The sequence below is a fragment of the Streptomyces sp. NPDC030222 genome (assembly GCF_055573115.1).
In genome coordinates this window covers 21,324-37,540 of sequence record NZ_JBVICA010000004.1, presented here as the reverse complement: position 1 = coordinate 37,540, position 16,217 = coordinate 21,324, and the positions used below count along the sequence as shown (strand labels likewise).

General features: G+C 70.2%; 17 protein-coding genes and 1 pseudogene. 10 read left to right on the top strand and 8 right to left on the bottom strand.

Annotated features, from left to right (window positions below; all coding sequences use genetic code 11):
• Window positions 1-298 precede the first annotated feature (298 nt).
• Both ACZ4Z5_RS07045 and ACZ4Z5_RS07040 read right to left on the bottom strand, forming a co-directional pair.
• Entirely contained in the window at window positions 299-868 is a 570-nt protein-coding gene (locus ACZ4Z5_RS07045; protein WP_468257813.1) for an AMIN-like domain-containing (lipo)protein, read from the bottom strand.
• A 225-nt stretch (window positions 869-1,093) separates the two neighbouring features.
• A complete protein-coding gene (locus tag ACZ4Z5_RS07040) occupies window positions 1,094-1,642 on the bottom strand; it encodes a hypothetical protein (protein ID WP_468257811.1) in 549 nt (182 codons plus the stop codon).
• Between the two features lie 122 nt (window positions 1,643-1,764).
• Here ACZ4Z5_RS07040 and ACZ4Z5_RS07035 point away from each other — a divergent pair, with 122 nt between their 5' ends.
• Window positions 1,765-2,307, top strand: a complete 543-nt coding sequence (locus ACZ4Z5_RS07035) for a GNAT family N-acetyltransferase (protein ID WP_468257809.1) — start codon at window positions 1,765-1,767, stop codon at window positions 2,305-2,307.
• A 92-nt stretch (window positions 2,308-2,399) separates the two neighbouring features.
• Here the strand turns inward: ACZ4Z5_RS07035 and ACZ4Z5_RS07030 are convergent, their stop codons facing one another.
• A complete protein-coding gene (locus ACZ4Z5_RS07030; RefSeq protein ID WP_468257806.1) occupies window positions 2,400-2,906 on the bottom strand; it encodes a GNAT family N-acetyltransferase in 507 nt (168 codons plus the stop codon).
• 109 nt (window positions 2,907-3,015) lie between these two features.
• Between ACZ4Z5_RS07030 and ACZ4Z5_RS07025 the strand changes: the two genes are divergently transcribed.
• Window positions 3,016-3,507 (top strand): GNAT family N-acetyltransferase, encoded by a 492-nt coding sequence (locus ACZ4Z5_RS07025; RefSeq protein ID WP_468257803.1) that lies wholly within the window; start codon window positions 3,016-3,018, stop codon window positions 3,505-3,507.
• On the opposite strand, the pseudogene ACZ4Z5_RS07020 reads toward ACZ4Z5_RS07025, so the two are convergent.
• The 4 genes and pseudogenes from ACZ4Z5_RS07020 to ACZ4Z5_RS07005 form a co-directional block, all read right to left on the bottom strand.
• A pseudogene (locus ACZ4Z5_RS07020) lies at window positions 3,491-3,966 on the bottom strand (nuclear transport factor 2 family protein). The gene ACZ4Z5_RS07025 and the pseudogene ACZ4Z5_RS07020 overlap by 17 nt on opposite strands.
• A 217-nt stretch (window positions 3,967-4,183) precedes the next feature.
• Window positions 4,184-5,098, bottom strand: coding sequence for a phosphatase domain-containing protein (locus tag ACZ4Z5_RS07015; RefSeq protein WP_468257800.1), 915 nt, complete (start codon window positions 5,096-5,098; stop codon window positions 4,184-4,186).
• A gap of 2 nt (window positions 5,099-5,100) precedes the next feature.
• Window positions 5,101-6,309, bottom strand: coding sequence for an RNA ligase (locus ACZ4Z5_RS07010; RefSeq protein WP_468257797.1), 1,209 nt, complete (start codon window positions 6,307-6,309; stop codon window positions 5,101-5,103).
• A 188-nt stretch (window positions 6,310-6,497) separates the two neighbouring features.
• Complete coding sequence (locus ACZ4Z5_RS07005) at window positions 6,498-6,881, bottom strand: AQJ64_40280 family protein (protein ID WP_468257795.1); 384 nt, start codon at window positions 6,879-6,881, stop codon at window positions 6,498-6,500.
• A 484-nt stretch (window positions 6,882-7,365) separates the two neighbouring features.
• On the opposite strand from ACZ4Z5_RS07005, the gene ACZ4Z5_RS07000 reads away from it, so the two are divergent.
• The 4 genes from ACZ4Z5_RS07000 (at window position 7,366) to ACZ4Z5_RS06985 (ending at window position 11,247) form a co-directional block, all read left to right on the top strand.
• On the top strand, window positions 7,366-8,031 hold the full coding sequence (locus tag ACZ4Z5_RS07000) for a GOLPH3/VPS74 family protein (protein ID WP_468257793.1): 666 nt from the start codon (window positions 7,366-7,368) through the stop codon (window positions 8,029-8,031).
• Between the two features lie 336 nt (window positions 8,032-8,367).
• The gene (locus ACZ4Z5_RS06995) at window positions 8,368-8,598 is read left to right on the top strand and encodes a ferredoxin (RefSeq protein WP_468257790.1); all 231 of its coding nucleotides are present in this window, start codon (window positions 8,368-8,370) and stop codon (window positions 8,596-8,598) included.
• Window positions 8,588-9,982: an NAD(P)/FAD-dependent oxidoreductase gene (locus ACZ4Z5_RS06990; RefSeq protein WP_468257787.1), complete on the top strand. Its 1,395-nt coding sequence runs from the start codon at window positions 8,588-8,590 to the stop codon at window positions 9,980-9,982. Before ACZ4Z5_RS06995 ends, ACZ4Z5_RS06990 begins: the two co-directional genes overlap by 11 nt.
• 38 nt (window positions 9,983-10,020) lie before the next feature.
• Window positions 10,021-11,247 (top strand): cytochrome P450, encoded by a 1,227-nt coding sequence (locus tag ACZ4Z5_RS06985; RefSeq protein ID WP_468257784.1) that lies wholly within the window; start codon window positions 10,021-10,023, stop codon window positions 11,245-11,247.
• A gap of 73 nt (window positions 11,248-11,320) precedes the next feature.
• On the opposite strand, the gene ACZ4Z5_RS06980 is transcribed toward ACZ4Z5_RS06985, so the two are convergent.
• The gene (locus tag ACZ4Z5_RS06980) at window positions 11,321-12,070 is read right to left on the bottom strand and encodes an SDR family NAD(P)-dependent oxidoreductase (RefSeq protein ID WP_468257781.1); all 750 of its coding nucleotides are present in this window, start codon (window positions 12,068-12,070) and stop codon (window positions 11,321-11,323) included.
• Window positions 12,071-12,207: 137 nt separating this feature from the next.
• Between ACZ4Z5_RS06980 and ACZ4Z5_RS06975 the strand changes: the two genes are divergently transcribed.
• From ACZ4Z5_RS06975 to ACZ4Z5_RS06960, 4 genes are all read left to right on the top strand, one after another.
• On the top strand, window positions 12,208-13,233 hold the full coding sequence (locus ACZ4Z5_RS06975) for an FUSC family protein (protein WP_468257778.1): 1,026 nt from the start codon (window positions 12,208-12,210) through the stop codon (window positions 13,231-13,233).
• Between the two features lie 240 nt (window positions 13,234-13,473).
• Window positions 13,474-14,298 (top strand): class I SAM-dependent methyltransferase, encoded by an 825-nt coding sequence (locus ACZ4Z5_RS06970; protein ID WP_468257775.1) that lies wholly within the window; start codon window positions 13,474-13,476, stop codon window positions 14,296-14,298.
• A gap of 145 nt (window positions 14,299-14,443) precedes the next feature.
• Window positions 14,444-14,761: an alpha-amylase gene (locus tag ACZ4Z5_RS06965; protein ID WP_468257772.1), complete on the top strand. Its 318-nt coding sequence runs from the start codon at window positions 14,444-14,446 to the stop codon at window positions 14,759-14,761.
• A gap of 509 nt (window positions 14,762-15,270) precedes the next feature.
• Window positions 15,271-16,170 (top strand): trypsin-like serine peptidase, encoded by a 900-nt coding sequence (locus ACZ4Z5_RS06960; RefSeq protein ID WP_468257769.1) that lies wholly within the window; start codon window positions 15,271-15,273, stop codon window positions 16,168-16,170.
• Window positions 16,171-16,217: the final 47 nt, after the last annotated feature.

The window sequence follows — 16,217 nt, the reverse complement described above, 5'->3', positions numbered from 1 at the left end:
AGTCCGTGCAATGTGCGGCGCCCGTCCGCCTCGGCCGTCTCCTTCTCAGGGTGGTCCGGTTCGGTGAGCAGCCGCCGCAGGAAGGCCCGGAGACGGAGTCAGGCGGGCCCCCGGCACGGCAGGCGCGGGTCGTAGGCCACCTCGGCCTTCGGGGCCGCCGCCCCGCAGGAGTCCCCACAGGGCCGACGCGGCCGCCGGGTACGGACGGCCCCTGAAGGCACCTGGACGCCTGTGGTCAAGACCGCCGACCTCCCGGCCGCGGTGCTCGTCCGCGGCCGGGGGGTATTCGGCGGTTCCGTCACCAGGTGTGGGCGACGTCCACGATCAGCTTTTCGCCGGACTGGACCACCCGGAACGGCAGCTTCGCGCGGACGCCCAGGCCGATCTGGGTCTGGCCCTCGAAGCTCGCACCGAACCGCGTGTCCTTGAACGTGCGGTATCCGGAGATGTTCACACCCGGAAGCGACTTCCCGGCTTTCCCGCCGTACACCGGCCGGCCCGTCGCCGGATCGTAACTGGGAGCGGACACATAGATCTGGAGGATCGCGCCGCCGTTGACGGGAATCTGCTCGCCGGAGCCGTCCTGGTAGAACTTGTCGACATAGCCGACGTGGTAGCCGAGGCCACCCGTGGCGCCGCTGATGTCGAACACCATCCGGTCGTAACACGTGTTCTTGCTGGTGCTGATGTTCTTCAGCGGCTTGGCGTTCGAGCCGGTGGCCGACTTCACGCCACTGCCCCAGGCCGTCGAGCAGGCCGAAGCAGCCTTGCCCGCCTGGACGGTCGCGGCACCGGCAGCTCCCGCCGTGCCCGCCAGACCGACGCCCGCCACCGCGAGCACCACGGCCGCTTTCCTCATCAGTCGCATCGATGACCCCACTATGAATCGAGTGCAGCTACACGGAGGGGGACCCGCCCCGGGGCGGCGGCGTTCCACGCCGGTCGGCAATCGGCCGACAATAGGGCCAATCTGACGTGAACTCGGGGGTGCCGACCCGTTACGGCCCCCGACGAGCCACGGAGTCATGAGGCGCGGACGAGGGGCGTCCGTTCCGTCCGGGCCCGCGGACACCGGGGCCGGCGGACCGTTCCGTCATACCGTGCCTTCCGTGGCCGGTCCCGCCCGGTCGGGGCCCTGTGCCCGGACCTGCTGCACATGTTCCAGTGAGTCGCGCAGATCCGTGAGCCACTCGTCCGTGTGCTGCTGCACAAGACGTACGCACCAGGCGAGCGCGTCGCTGCGGCTGCGCGCCACGCCCCCCGCGATCAGGGTGTCCAGCACCTGCCGCTCGGGCTGTCGCAGACGGGTCATGACGGGGGCCGCGACATGGGTGAAGAGGGCACGGGCGCCGTTGCACTCCACGCCCCACGAGACTTTCTTGTCGAAGCGCAGCTCGGCCTCGCGGGCCACGGCGATCCGCGCATCGCGGGTCCGCTCCCGGAATTCCTGGATCCGCCCCTGGACGGCCGCGTCCCGCTCCGCGGGTGAGGCGTCCTCCGCAAGGTGCGGGGCGGGGATGGTCCCGATGACGGTGATCTCCTCGCGATCCACCGACACGTCCAGCAGGCGTTCGTAGACGTCTTCCGGCAGGCGGCCGGCGAACCAGCCGCGAAGCTTCTCGCGCCGTTCCTTTGTAAGCATGTAATCAGGATTACTCGGTCCGGGGCGCGATGCAAGGGGTGAGCCGACGGTCCTTCCCCCGGAACTCGGGAGGCGAGCCGTTCGTCTGCCAGGTGATGGCAGGCCACGCAGGGGGAGCACACATGAGTCCCGAACGGCGCATCGCGTACCGCGAAGCGCGACCCCAGGACATGGACCAGGTCGACGCGATCGACGACTCGTTCACGACGGACGCGATCTATGAGGTCAACGTCGGCGACGAAGGATTCGCCCTGCGGACCGTGGCCGTCGAGCCGCCGCTGTTGAAGACGTTCCCCGCCGACGACGACTACGAGCCGGCGGACGGACTGCATGTCGAAGTCGCCGTCGTCGAGGACGAGGTGTGCGGCTTCGTGGCCGTCGGTGTCGAGGAGTGGAACCGGCGCATGGTCGTCCACCAGATCACCGTGGCGTCGGCACACCGCGGCCAAGGAGTCGGCGCCGCCCTGATGGAGCGCGCGTGCGCCTACGGGCGCCGCCTGGGAGCACGGACGGCCTGGCTGGAGACGTCGAATGTCAACGTCCCCGCCGTCCGCGCATACCGGCGCATGGGCTTCACCCTCTGCGGTCTCGACACCACCCTCTACGCGGGCACGCCGAGTGAAGGGGAGACCGCGCTGTTCATGAGCAAGGCACTCGGCCCATGAGCGCGTCGCGCCCGCCATGGGCGATGCCCCGAAGGTGCCCTGAGCCGTACGGAGCCGGCGGTGACGTCGTACGGAGCCGGCAGACAGGCGATTCAGCCGCCGCCAGGGGTGTCCAGGGCCTTGGCCATGACCAGTTCCCTGCCCACGCCATCGGGCAGCAGGTCGCCGAGTTCTGCGGTGTCTGCGAAACCATGGCGCTCGTACAGGGCGATGGCCGCACCGTTCTGCGGCCGCACGGACAGCCGCAGTGTCGTGGCCCGCGTGTGCACCGCCCAACGCTGGACCTCACCGATCAGGAGGTCTCCCACTCGTCGGCCGCGGACGGCGGGGCTCACCCACAACGAGATCAGTTCCACGGAGTGCGCCGTCTCGGTGGGAACGCCGCTGACCATCCCGACCGGCCGGCCGTCGAGCACCGCGAGGACGTTGTGCGAGCCGGGAATCGCCAGACGCGCCCGCCAGCGCTCCTCCCGATCCCCGTCGCCCTGCCACTCCGCCGGCGTCGAGCCGAACGCATACGGCGCCTCGGCGAGCGCTGCGAGTCGCAGTCGGCGCCAGTCCTGCCAGTCCTCCGGGTGCAGGACACGTATCTCGATCACGACGTGACAGTGCCTCGTGGCAGACCGCCCCGGCAACCGAATTCGGGGCCGGACGCCGTCGGGTCTCCACGCCGGACCGGATGTGATCACCGCTGCGTATGCTGTCGGCATGGTGACGTTGGAGCGGCTGCGGGCCGACCATGCGGATGCCCTGCTCGCCTTCGAGCGGGAGAACCGGGGGTACTTCGCCCGGTCCGTGCCGGATCGCGGGGACGCGTACTTCGCCGATTTCGCCTGCCGCCACCGTGCCCTGCTCGCCGAGCAGGAGACCGGCGTGTGCCATTTCCACGTCGTCGTCGACGAGCACGGGAGCCTGATCGGCCGGGTCAACCTCGTGGACGTCGGGGACGGGTCCGCCGAACTCGGCTACCGGATCGGAGAGCGTGCGGCAGGCAGGGGCGTGGCGACGGCCGCGGTCGGGGAGGTGTGCCGCCTCGCCGCCACGGCGTACGGCCTCTCCACGCTGACCGCGGTCACCACCCTCGACAATCCGGCGTCCATGACCGTGCTCGGCCGCAACGGGTTCACCGCCGTCGAGGACATCAGCGTCGACGGCCGCCCGGGGGTGCGCCACCACCGCCGGCTCACCACCGTGACGTGAGGCGCGACCGCACGGGTCGAGGCGGCCTCGGGACTCGTCCGGTCCCGGCCGAGGCGTTCCCTCCGGACACCGAAGGGAACGAATGGTGCTCGTGCGCCACGCCCCAGCGTCCCTGCTCCTTGCGCAGCCCGATCGTGAGCCGCAGACGGTTCTGCGGCTGCTCGGCCGCTCCGGCTCGGTGCCGCAGAGCAGCAGAGCGTGCGCGAAGGCGACGTCGTCTCCGGCGGTGACGTCCAGCGTCACGATCTCGAACGACGCACCCTGCGCCTGGTACGCGAAGAACGGCGGCCACGAGTCCCGGTAGGCATCGGTGCCGCGCACGCCCTCGTAGGGCGGTGGAACGTCGAACATCACGATGTCGGCCGCGTGGTCCACCAGAACACCGTCGACGTCGCCTCGGTGCGCCGCCTCCACCCACCGGTCGATCAAGGTACGAATCTGCTCTTCGTCGTCAGACATGACCGACCTCACCGCCCTTTCCGGCCAGGTATCGTCGCGCCCATCGCCACCGATGTGCGCGCCTTCCACCGGTGAGGACACCTCCGGGCGGCGAAACGCATCGACGTGAGCCCGGCGGCGCGAGCGGGAGTGGGGTACGGGCGCGGGTGCCGTCGGCTACCCGGCCGGCAGGAGCGGCCAGGGCTCCACGAGCCACAGCCGCTCCTTCGCACGCCGGTCAGAAGTTGCCGTAGTCGACCTGCCACGTGGGCAGGCCCATCCGGCGCCAGACGGCGACGACACGGTCACGGTCGTCGAGACTGACGCGCACCGCGAACCGGTGACGGACGTGCCGGTCGAAGAGTTCGGCCTTCACCACGTCGTCGCGGCGGCCGTCGCCGGCGGCGCGCATCCACAGCTCGTCGTACGGGACGTCGTACCGGCGCAGCCACGCCTCCGTCATCTCGCGGTGCTCCTCGCCGCGCCCGGAGAGGAGCACGATGACATCGCCGTCCGCACGGCGGAACGAGCACAGGGCGCCACGCACCGCCACGTTGACCCGGTCCTCGTCGCAGCGGCTGAAGTCGTAGGGGCCCCGGTCGCCCCTGATGGCCAGCGTGCCGTCGATGTCGCACATCACCGCCGACGGGAGTGCCGGATCGGCGGTGTACGGCTCCACGGGAGGCTGGTCGTTGAGCCACTCGTCGGTGAGCCGCCAGCCTCCCTTCCTCGCCTTGAGGTGCTTGTCCGCCAGGATCCGGATGATCTCCTCGCCGACCGGCCTGTCCCGTGCGGCGTCCCGCCGTATGCACTCCTCCAGCGGCACGTCGGTGAAGTCGTGCACGACGAAGGTGGCCTGTCCGGCCACGGCGGCCTTCAGGCGCTTGGGGATGTGCGGTGTCAGGTGCGTGTTGTCCACGACGGCGTCGAAGCCGTCGTCGACGGCCGCCCGTACGGCCGCGTCCTGGACGGCCAGCACGGTCTGCTCGTGCGGGTGCGACCGTCTGCCCCCGGGTGCCGGGATGTCGAGCATCGCCCGCAGGTCGTCGAGGTTCACACGGCGCATCCGGCCCTCGGACTCCGCCTGCAGCCTGCGTGCGGCGGTGGTCTTCCCCGATGCCGGGAGCCCCGTCATGACGTGTACGACGGGCACGGTCAGTTCTCCTCGTCGGTGGTGAAGGGATCGGCCGCCTCGGGCCTGACGGAACGGTACGTCACGAGTTCGGTCGGACGCCCGTCCAGGCGCAGGAACATGGCGGGGCGGACGGCAGGATCGGGCAGCGCCTTGACCGCGCGGGCGAACGCCCCCCGGTCTCCCGTGAACGGCGCGAGCGACCGGAACGCCTCGTCGATCGACCGCTCCCGGTCCGCCACCTCCTTCTCGATCCGTGCGATCACCGTGCGCACCCAGGCGTCGAACTCGTCCGGCACCTGCTCCAGCAGCGCGTCCAGCGGCTTGCCGCCGGATGCCTCGATCTCCGCGGCAGAGCAGCCCAGCGCCTGGCCCAGCTGCTTGACGGGCGCAGTGGAGAAGCGCTGAACGCCGTGACTGCGCCAGATGTCCCGCTCGGTGACACCCGTGAGCACCTTGTGGAGGCGTACGTATTCGGAGAGCTTCGCCTTGGCCCGTACCCCCGATGCGAAGCGCAGCACGAAGCCCTCCGCATCGGTGCCGGTCGCGGCACGGCCACCGGGCAGCCGGTTGGAGTCGGCCAGAGCGAGCAGTTCGTCGAGGGGCATGGCGGGCCACGCGGTGACGACGGAGCCGATGCCCTCCCAGTCGGCCGCCGCGTCGGCCAGGGGTATCTCCGTGCCGTCCCCGGCGAAGGCGGCGAGGAGCACCAGATCACGGCGGTCGCCGTAGTCGACCACGATGCGGTTCTGCGGGTAGAGGATCTCGGCGAGGTACGTCACCCCCGGCACCAGCGCGGACGTGTCCTTGCCGTCGAGCAGACGCTGCGCCCAGGCCGCCTGGGTGCTGATGAACGATCCCTTGGATGCGACCCGCCATCTGCCGGAGTAGTGGAAGACCACGGCGAGGCTGCCGTCGACCTTGTCGTACACCTCGAACGGCTCGTCCGGGAGCGCAGGAGCGTACGGCAGCCCGGACTCGTGCTCGGAGACGTTGAAGAACTTCGGCAGCGGAAGCGCGACGACCTCGCCCGTGGTGTCGTCGGCGACCAGCCCGCGGCAGCGCGTGGTCACCCGGTTCCACACCCGCTCGTACTGGCAGGTCCTCGTGTACGTGTAGATGGACAGCGGCAGTCCGGGGTGCCGCTTGCGGGTGACGTGCCCCGCGTCGAGGGCCTGCGCCAACTCGTCCGGCGGCAGCAGCTCGTGGAGCGTCAGGTACGCCCTGCTCATGTGTTCCTCCCGTGAATGGGCCTCGATTCTCACGTGCGGAGGGCGTGGGTGAGTACTCATTTAGGCTGCTTCGTTTGGATCATTGGTTTGTCGGTCCGGTGTGGCGTCGACCGTCGCGCAATGGGCGCGGACCGAGCCGTTGCCCCCGGCCCGGACCCCGAAGCGGGGCGATCCGAGCAGACTGTGGGTCAGGAGTCGGGTCGAGCACCCCACGCGTGGTGGAGAGCCGACTGCACGTCATCGCCGAGAACGAAGTGCGTCGTCCCGCCTGGCAGGGTGGGCAGCTCAGCCCAGTGAGTCACGGTTTCATCACTGGGAGAGCCGTACGGCAAACGGACGACCCCGTCGGAGTCTACGAAGCAGTCTCGGTGCTCCGCCCCGTCCTCACTCCGGTGCAGAGTCGTGAAGTACATCGGCCTCACCAGCCAGAATTCCTCACCCAACGCCGTATCGGACCCGGTGGCACCGTCAACCGGATACCGGCCCGTGATCGCTGCTGCCACCGGGTAACCGCACCGAGGCAGCCTCTCGCGTGCGTCGACCCACGTCACCACGGTGTTCAGATTCGTCATCGCCACCCTCGCTCAGGCACTCGGCAGGTCGTCCACTGTCCGTACGCTCTTCTGCACGTACACCGGCGCGTCGGCAAGGGCACTGCCCCCGACCTCGGCATCCGGCAAGACCGCCCGGCGCTCGCGAAGGTTGCCCGAGCCGGACAGGTACACCCACCGCGATACGGTCTGGAACGTGAAGGCGTTCGCGTCTTCACCTCGCGGTGACCGCGCCACCGGCCACCCGCTTCGGGGTCCGGTCGGCGACCGACAGCGCTATCCGTGCCCACTACACGTCGGTCGACGGCACACCTGGACCGACGTTCTCATAGTCCGAACGAAACAGCCGGCCGTGGAAACCGGTGGCGACGGTACCGGAGCGCCTGCCCTCCGTTTCGGGGCGCACTCTCCATGACGCCCTCGAAACGGGAACTGCTGTTCTCGGCCACACGTCTCCATCGTTGAACAGGCCGCGATCGGCGGGCCGTTGGAGGAAGGGGCGGCAATGTCCGTCACACTCGGCGAAGAGATCATGCTGCTGTCACTGGACGACGAGTCCGGGAAGACGAAGCAGCAAACGACCGCCGCCTGGGCCGTCGCGGGCGGCGTCCTGCTCGACCTGGCGATCATGGGCCGTGTCACGGTCACGGACGGGCGCCTGGTGGTGAGTGATACGTCGGTGACCGGAATCGGGCTCCTCGACGGCCGGCTCCGGCTGCTGGCCGACTGGACCGCGGGCAGGAGCGGTCGGCGCAAGGTCGTGGACTGGCTGATGAAGGACCAGTCCAAGGCCGTGGCGGCGACGGTGGAGAGTCTGTGCGGCCGGGGCCTGGTCGTCGAGGAACGGCACCGCGCACTCGGGCTCTTCCCCGTGAGCCGCTACCCGGAGGCGGACGGCAGCGTGGAGCGGGAGGTGCGCGACCGGCTGACCGCGGTGGTGCTGCACGGCTCGGAGCCGGACGAACGCACCTCGGCCCTCATCGGACTCCTGTACGGCGCCGCTCTGCACAAGCTGGCGTTCCCCGACCTGCCGCGGAAGCAGGTCGGGCCCCGCATGGCGGAGATCGCCAAGGGCGGCTGGGTGGGGGAGACCCTCCAGGACTCCATCCGCGCCATGCAGGCCGCGGTCATCGCGGCCAGCACGGCGGCCGTCGCGACCACCGTGATCTAGCGGGCGCCCGGCGGCGCGGTCCCGTCCGCGCCGCCGCGTACGCCGAGCCGGGCCAGGGGCTCGCGGGTGCCGGATGGTACTCGCTGGTTCCGGCCGTCGGGCCGTCCGGCCGCAGGGCCGTCCGACCGCACAGCCGCGCGACTCGGCGTATCGAATCCGGACCGCCATGACGCCCGGCACCAGGGACAGCATCGCGGCCGTCGTCGTGGCCGTCCCGTGTACCCCGTGAGGCAATGGGGCCCGTCGCTCCTTCAGCCCAGGCCGACGAGCGCTCCACTCCCGATGCCCACAAGCTGAATGCCGGGAATGACCCAGCCGTCCCGGAAGGGCTGACGCATGAAGCCGGCCGTCGATCTGAATCGGTGCCAAGGGTATGCGCAGTGTGCGTTCCTGGCCCCGGACCTCTTCACGTCGCACGGCGAGGAGGCCCTGCTCTACAACCGTCACGCCGAGGAGAGCGAGCGCCGGCACGTCATCCAGGCCGTGGCCGCGTGCCCCGTCGGGGCCATCCACATCGACCAGGTGGACGAGACTGCAGCACCCCGGGAGGCGTCCCGTGACCGTTGACGGAAACCTGCAGAAGTTCAGGAACGAAGGCCGGATCGTCATCGTCGGCGCTTCGCTGGCGGGCCTCAGGGCTGCCGAAACGCTGCGCGAGGAGGGCTTCTCCGGATCCCTCACGATGATCGGGGACGAGCCCTACGAGCCCTACGACCGGCCGCCGCTGTCCAAGGCGGTCCTCCTGGGCAAGGCCGCGGCGGAGCACACGGCCCTGCCGCGGCGCCGCGTCATCGATGCCGACTGGCGGATCGGGGTCCCTGCCTCCGGGCTGGACATGGCCGCCAAACGGGTGCGTCTGGCCAATGGTGACGAGGTCGAGTACGACAGGCTGCTGATCGCCACCGGCGTCCGGTCGAGGCCGTGGCCCCACGAGGCGGAGGCGGAGCTCGACGGCGTCTTCACCCTCCGCTCGCGCGACGACGCGGTCCGGCTGCACCGGCGGCTCACCGACGGAGCACGGCGGGTGTTCGTCATCGGCGCGGGCTTCACCGGTTCGGAGATCGCGTCGGCGTGCCGAGAGCAGGGACACGAGGTGACCGTCGCGGAGCGGGGCAACGCCCCGCTCGTCGGCGCCCTCGGCGGCGTCATCGGCGAAGTGGCCGCAGAACTGCAGCGCGAGAACGGTGTGGACCTTCGCTGCGGCGTCATGGTGACCGGCCTCGAGGGCGACGCGACGGGACGCGTCCGTGCGGCCCATCTGTCCGACGGCACCACCGCCGAGGCGGACGTCGTGATCGTCTCGCTGGGTGCCACACGTAACACCGAATGGCTCGCCGGATCCGGTCTCGGCGCCGGCCCCCGCGGCATCGCCTGCGACGCCGGCTGCCGGGCCTTCGACATCCGCGGCATCGTCACCGACGACATCTTCGTGGCCGGTGACGTCGCACGGTCCCCGCACCCCCTGTTCGGTTACCAGTTCCTGTCCCTGGAGCACTGGGGCAACGCCGTCACCCAGGCAGAGATCGCGGCACACAACATGATCAGCGAGAGCGTCGACCGCCGCCCGCACATGCAGGTCCCGTCCTTCTGGTCCTCCCAGTTCGGAGTGAACATCAAGTCCGTCGGTGTCCCCTCCATGGGCACGGAGATCCTCATCACACAAGGCTCCCTGAACGACCGCCGCTTCACCGGCGTGTACGGCTACCAAGGCCGCGTCATCGGCGCCGTCACCTTCGACCACGCGCGGTGGCTGCCGTTCTACGAGCACCTGATCGAGACCACCACGCCGTTCCCGCCGCCCTTCCCGACGCTCGACCAGGGCATGGACGGACGCCGTGCCGTACCGGCCGACTTCCCCGACCCGGCGGTCCCCACCCACGGCCCGACCGTCACCCTCAGCGGCTACGCGCCGGACGACCGGCGGATGACCTTCGCCCCCGCACGGCACTGACTCCCCCCGACCGTCGGGACAACGTCCAAGGACAGGCCATGACGCAATCGCTCCTGCGGCAGATCACCGACTTCGACAACAGGGCAAACCCCTATCCCCTGTACGAGCAGCTGCGGAAGACCCCGGTGGTCCACGACGCCGACGGCGCCTACCTCGTGAGCACCTACTTCGAGATCAGGAACCTCCTCCACGATCCCCGTCTCAGCTCCGACATGCGCAATCTGGCCACGCCCCCCGTCGAGCTGTCCGAGGACGGGGGAGGGGCACTGCCGCCGAGCTTCCTACGCCTCGACCCTCCGGAGCACGACCGCCTGCGCCGCATGGCGAACCGCTCGTTCGGACCGCCGCACTCCCCTCGGCGCATCCACGAGATGCGCGGCGAATTCAAGGGCATCGTCACGGACCTCGTCGACGGCATCGAGGGCACCGAACGCATCGACCTGGTCGACCAGTTCTCGTATCCCTTCCCCGTCACCGTGATCTGCCGACTGCTCGGCGTGCCCCGCGAGGACGAACGCCGTTTCCACGGCTGGGCCGACACCCTCGCCGCCACCCTTGATCCGAATCCCGGTGACGACCCCGCCGCACGGGCCCAGCAGGCCCAGCAGGCCCGGACCGAACTCGGCATGTACCTGGCCGGACTGATCGAAGAGCGCCGCACGACGCCGAGGAACGACATGCTCTCCGAGCTGGTCCTCGATCAGGGGCCGGACGGCACCATGACGACCATGGAGGTGCTCAGCACCGCCGTCCTCCTGCTCATCGCCGGCCACGAGACGACGGTCAACCTGATCACCAACGGCATGCTCACGCTGCTTCGCCACCCCGAGGTCCTCCGCCGGCTGGGCAAGGAGCCGGAACTCGCCGTACCCCTGGTCGAGGAACTGCTGCGGTACGAACCTCCGGTGCAACTGGTGCCGAACCGCGTTCCCGTCACGGACATCGAGGTCTGCGGCGTCACCATCCCGAAGGGCTCCTCGGTCTGCCTCGTCGCGGCCTCGGGCAACCGCGACCCCAAGCGCTTCCACGACCCGGACGTCTTCGACCCCGACCGCCAGGACAACCAGCACCTCGGATTCGGCAGCGGCATCCACAGCTGCTTCGGGGCTCCCGTCGCCCGCCTGGAGACACAGTTCGCCCTGACCGAACTGGCCCGCCGACTGGTCAACCCCCGCCTGCTGGAGGACCCGCCGCCCTACCGGCAGAACGCGGTGCTGCGCGGCCCCCGCCACCTCCACATCGCCTGCGACGACATCCGGCCCTGAGCTCCGCGCAGCCGGTGACGTGGGGATGAGCCGCACCGCGGAAGCCGCGGTACTGCTCAGCCCCTGCTGTCCACTACCTTCGACGCGCCGAGGTGAACTTTCCATTCGGCATGAGCCTGGCCGCGGCCACGATGGCCTTGTACCGGGCGTCGGGCACGCTCACCGTGCGTCCACGGGACAGATCACGGATCGCGGTCCTCACCACCTCGTCGGCGTCCAGCCACATCCATTCGGGGATGCCGCGCACATCGATACCCGCCCTCTGGTGGATTTCGGTGTGGACGAACCCCGGACACAGAGCCATGAGCCGTACCCCGGAACCTTCGAGACCGCGGGCCAGACTCCGGGTGAAGCTCACCACCCACGCCTTGCTCGCCCCGTAGGTGCCGCCGTTTGTGAAGGCGGCCACGGAGGCGACGTTGATCACGCAGCCCTTGGCCCGTTGGCGCATGGTCTCGGTGGCCGCCCCGGTCAGCCGCAGCACGGCCTCGCAGTGCACCTTGAGCATCCTCAGTTCGTCGGCCATCGGCACCTCCCCGAACGCCCCGCGCAGGCCGAAGCCGGCGTTGTTGACGAGCACGTCGACCGGCCGCTCCGGGTCCCGGAGGCGTGCGGCGACGTTCTCGATGCCCTCGTCCTCGGACAGGTCGGCCGGCAGCACCTCGGCGGTCACCCCGCACGTACGCCGGATTTCGTCGGCCGTCGATGCCAGCCGCTCCTCGTTGCGCGCGACGAGCACGACATCGTGGCCCAGGTCTGCGAGACACCGGGCGAAGGCCGCGCCGAGCCCCGCGGTGGCCCCCGTGACAAGCGAAGTCGTCATGCCCTGGAGGCTAGGACGGGCGGAGGCACCTGCCCCGGTGACGCGCGGAACGCATGCCAGGTAGTGCCGGGTATCGCCCAGCGCGTCCCCGACCCAGGTGGCGGCTGCCTCGATAGCATGTCTCACATGCCCGGAAGATGTCATTGAGTCCGCGCGTCATCGCACTCCTCCGGGCCTTCGGCATCACCCTGCCCATAGCCCTGGCGGTCGTCTTCGGTGACCCCGGACCCGGACTGGCGAGTTCCTTCGGCGCCTATCTGATGATGTGTGCCTTCTCCTCGCTGAAGGAACGCCCGCGCGTCACGGTCCTGGTGGGCGGGGCGGCGACCCTGACCCTGGCGGCCTCGGCCGGAGCCGCCGCCTCGGCGGAACCGGGCCCCGTGCTGGTGGGCACAGCGCTCGTCGCGGCGTTCCAGGGGTTCCTGGAAATCGCCGGCGGGCCCTGGCGGATGACGGCCGCGATGTCCGTCCTCGCCTTCCTGCTGGCGGGCGCCGATCTCCCCGACGGCACACCGTGGTGGACGTACGCGGCACTGTTCGGCGCGGGAACCCTGTGGCAGGCGGGCGTGATCCTCGCGACGTCCCGCAACGGGACGGGCAGCGGGGCCCTCGCCGAACTCCGCCAGTTGCGCGGCCGGCTGCGGCCCGGAGTCCCGTTCGCCTCCACGCTCGTGGTCACCGGTGCACTCGCGGTCGCCACCGGGTGGCTCATTCCGGTCCAGCACGCGGTGTGGCTCGCCACCACGGCGCTCAGGGTCGTCAAGCCCGCGGTGGAGGAATTCCGTGCCCGCGTCGCCGCCCGGGTGCTCGGCACCGCCGGCGGCGGTGTCATCGCGGCTCTCCTGCTGACACCCGTGGTCCCGAACCTGCTGCTCGCAGGCATCGTGTGGGTGGCGATCTGGGTGATGCAGCTCGTGACGGCGGCCCGGTACGGCTGGTGGACCCTGTGCCTGACCGTCGTCGCCCTCGTCTTCGGCATGGAGCACGGCGCCGGGGGGTGGGAACTCGCCGCGCAGCGCATCGGGCTGACGGTGGCCGGGGTACTCCTCGCGCTCGCCGTGCACGGGCTGCAGACCGTCGCTTTGGATCTGATCCCCGGGAACCGACGGCGTCCCACTCTGCCGTCCTCGCAGCGGGCGGGCCCCTCCGGATCCGAACGGTGACATCCGCGCCGCGCCCTTTGGGTGAGGCTCTCATCCGCCTTTCGGAACGTCGACACGGATACGTACGGCGCGTTCACGAAGCCGAGCCGGGCGGCGGCCGTGCATGATGTCGTCGTGGAGCACCGGTGTTCCCGATACTGAAGGCCGTGTCCAGGCGTTCCCGGACGGAGATGCGACAGGGCCCGCGGACCGCCGGCGCCGGGTGCGGGACCTCTGCGACGTCAGCGGGAAGGACCGGCGGTGACAGGGTCGCTTTCGGGAGGGAACGGCGATGAAGCCGGCGTCGGCCGGTACGGCGGGGAGCTGTTCGAGTCGGCGCATCCCGGGGAAGCCGACCGCATCGACTACGGCGCGCTGGCCTTCGACCCCGTCACCCGCAACCGCCTGCGCACGCTCGGCGCCGGGCCCGGGTGGCGATGCCTGGACGTCGGTGCCGGCACGGGGACGGTGGCGCGGTGGCTGGTGGAAGAGGCAGGCGTCGACCAGGTGGTCGCCCTGGACCAGGACGCCACGAGTCTGGCCCCGCTGGCAGGCCCCCGCCTGCATGTGCGCACCGCAGACCTTCGTGACGAGGACCTGGACCCGGGCACCTTCGACCTGGTGCACGCCCGCTTCGTTCTCATGCACCTGCCGGGGCGGCGGAGCCTCGTGTCCCGCATGGCCCGCTGGCTCGCACCTGGAGGCTGGCTCGTCCTCAGCGACGCAGTCGAGGTGCCGGATGCCCGGGACACCGCGTCCGACTACCGGCGGACCATGGACGCGATGTGGCAGGCGCTCAACGAAACGATCGGTACCGACATCACCAGCGTGCCTTCGTACCCGCACTTTCTGCGTGAGGAAGGCCTGCACGACGTGGCGGCGGAACTGCACTGCCCACCGCTCACACCGGGCGAACCACTCACCGCTTTCTGGTCCGAGACCTGGAAACGGATGCTTCCCGCCCTGGAGACGACCGGACGAGCCGACGCCGCGACACTACGCGAGGTGCTGGCCTATCTGTCCTCGCCTCGGCTCGCAGAGCTCGGGCCCGGCATGCTGACGGCGTGGGGGCGGCGCGCCCGGTGACTCGTGTGTCTACGAGTTGTCACTTCCTTGAGGCCATCCACCGCCCTCTGCATTGAACTTCTGTTGTGCGAAACCACCTTCTGGACCCCGGGGATAGCGGATACTGGGTGCGATCGTTCAACTTGTATACGCAAGGAGGGGTTTCATGCGTAGGACGTTAGGAATGGTGGGGGCGGTCGCCGCTGTGGCGCTGTGCGCAGGGGGTGCGGCGCACGCGTCGCCCGCGGAGCCGGCGGGCGGGGGCGAGCCGGCGCCCGGATGCGTGCAGTACACGACCAGCTGGCGCTACACGTACGTCAACAACAGCTGTGGCACCACACATTCGGTCACCGTGGAGTACCTGGACGGCACCGTGGTGCCCTGCCGTGACGCCTACCCCGGCAGCACCGTGACGTTCCCGGGCTACGGCACCAGCGGCAACCAGGTGCTCGGCGTGCGCCTCTGCACGACCACCGCTTCCTGATCGCCCGGCGGGGCCTCCGCTCCTGATTCGCCCGCCCCCGTTCCGGACCCATGCGCCCAGTGGGCCGCCGAGCGGCTCCGGAACGGGTGCGCAGCGGACTCCGCCGTCGCCGGATCCGCGCCGGACCCTCTGCCGCCCGCTGTCCGTTGTCCGTTGTCCGCCGCCTGCCGCCTGCCGCCTGCCGCCTGCCGCCTGCCGCGAGCCGGGGAGTCGGCCGTGGACTCTGTGCCTTCAGTGTTCCCAGAGCAGGACCATGACGTGTGATGCTCCGGTGAACCTCGCTCACCGGCCGTCTGTGCAGGGGACGACGTTCGCGATGCTCGGGGTTCACCCGGTTTCTGGTAGTTCACGACGGAGCACAGGATTCCCGATCTCTTCATGAAGATTGACCATCCGACAAGGCACCACGGACGGCGCATTCACGTCTTCCTCGGCGACCGACACCGGCGGTGGGGGCGACACCCGATCGCGTCCCCCCGCTGGGCCAGTTCGACGGAGGAACATCACACATGCGCACCACCATGCTCCGAGGGCGTCCGCGGGGCCGGGCTGCCGCGGCGGTCTCCGCCGTAGTTGCTACGGCCACGGCCTTCCTGCCCGTCGCAGAGGCGAGCGCCGCGGCCGATCCGGTCAGCGTCGTGTCCTACACCGCCAAGGAGCGCACGGACTCGCTCGGCTACTGGACACCGGCCCGAATCAAGAAGGCCGGTCAGTCCGTGGACCTCGGGCCGACAGGTCCGTTGAGCAAGCCGTGGAGGGGCACGTCGCTGAAGACCGTCGGACGGCTGTTCTTCGTGAACGGTGACGGCGTCGACTCGTGGTGCACCGCGACCGCCGTCACCAGCGGCAATCGCTCGGTGGTCATGACCGCGGGCCACTGCGTGCGGCGTGGCGCCGCCCCCGACTACACGTACACCGAGATGGTCTTCGCGCCCGGGTACGGCAAAGGCAAGGCTCCCAACGGTCTGTTCGCCGTGCGCTCCACCATGACGCCGCGCACCTGGGCGGAGGACGCGGTGAACGATGTGGCCGCGCTGGTCGTGGACCCCGTCGGCGGCAAGAAGCTCACCGACGCCGTGGGCGCGCAGGCCATCGCGTTCGACCAGCCCGTCGGTGGCAGGGCCATGGCCTTCGGCTACCCGGCCACCAGCCCGCAGCGCGGCGAGGAGCTGCTCGTGTGCACCGGCACGGCCAAGAAGGCACCCGGCGGAGAGCAGCGCGTGCCGTGCGACATGTCCGGCGGCGCGAGCGGTGGTCCGTGGTTGACCGGCTTCGATGCCGCGACCGGCAAGGGCACGCTGATCTCGGTCAACAGCCACGGCGACGGCCTCGACCAGAGCACCCATATGTACGGGCCGGTGTTCGGCAAGGCCGCACGAGCGGTGTACGACAAGGCCCAGCGCGCCTGAGACCGGGTGTGACGGCACGCGGACGGGAGCGGGCGCAGCGTCGCGCT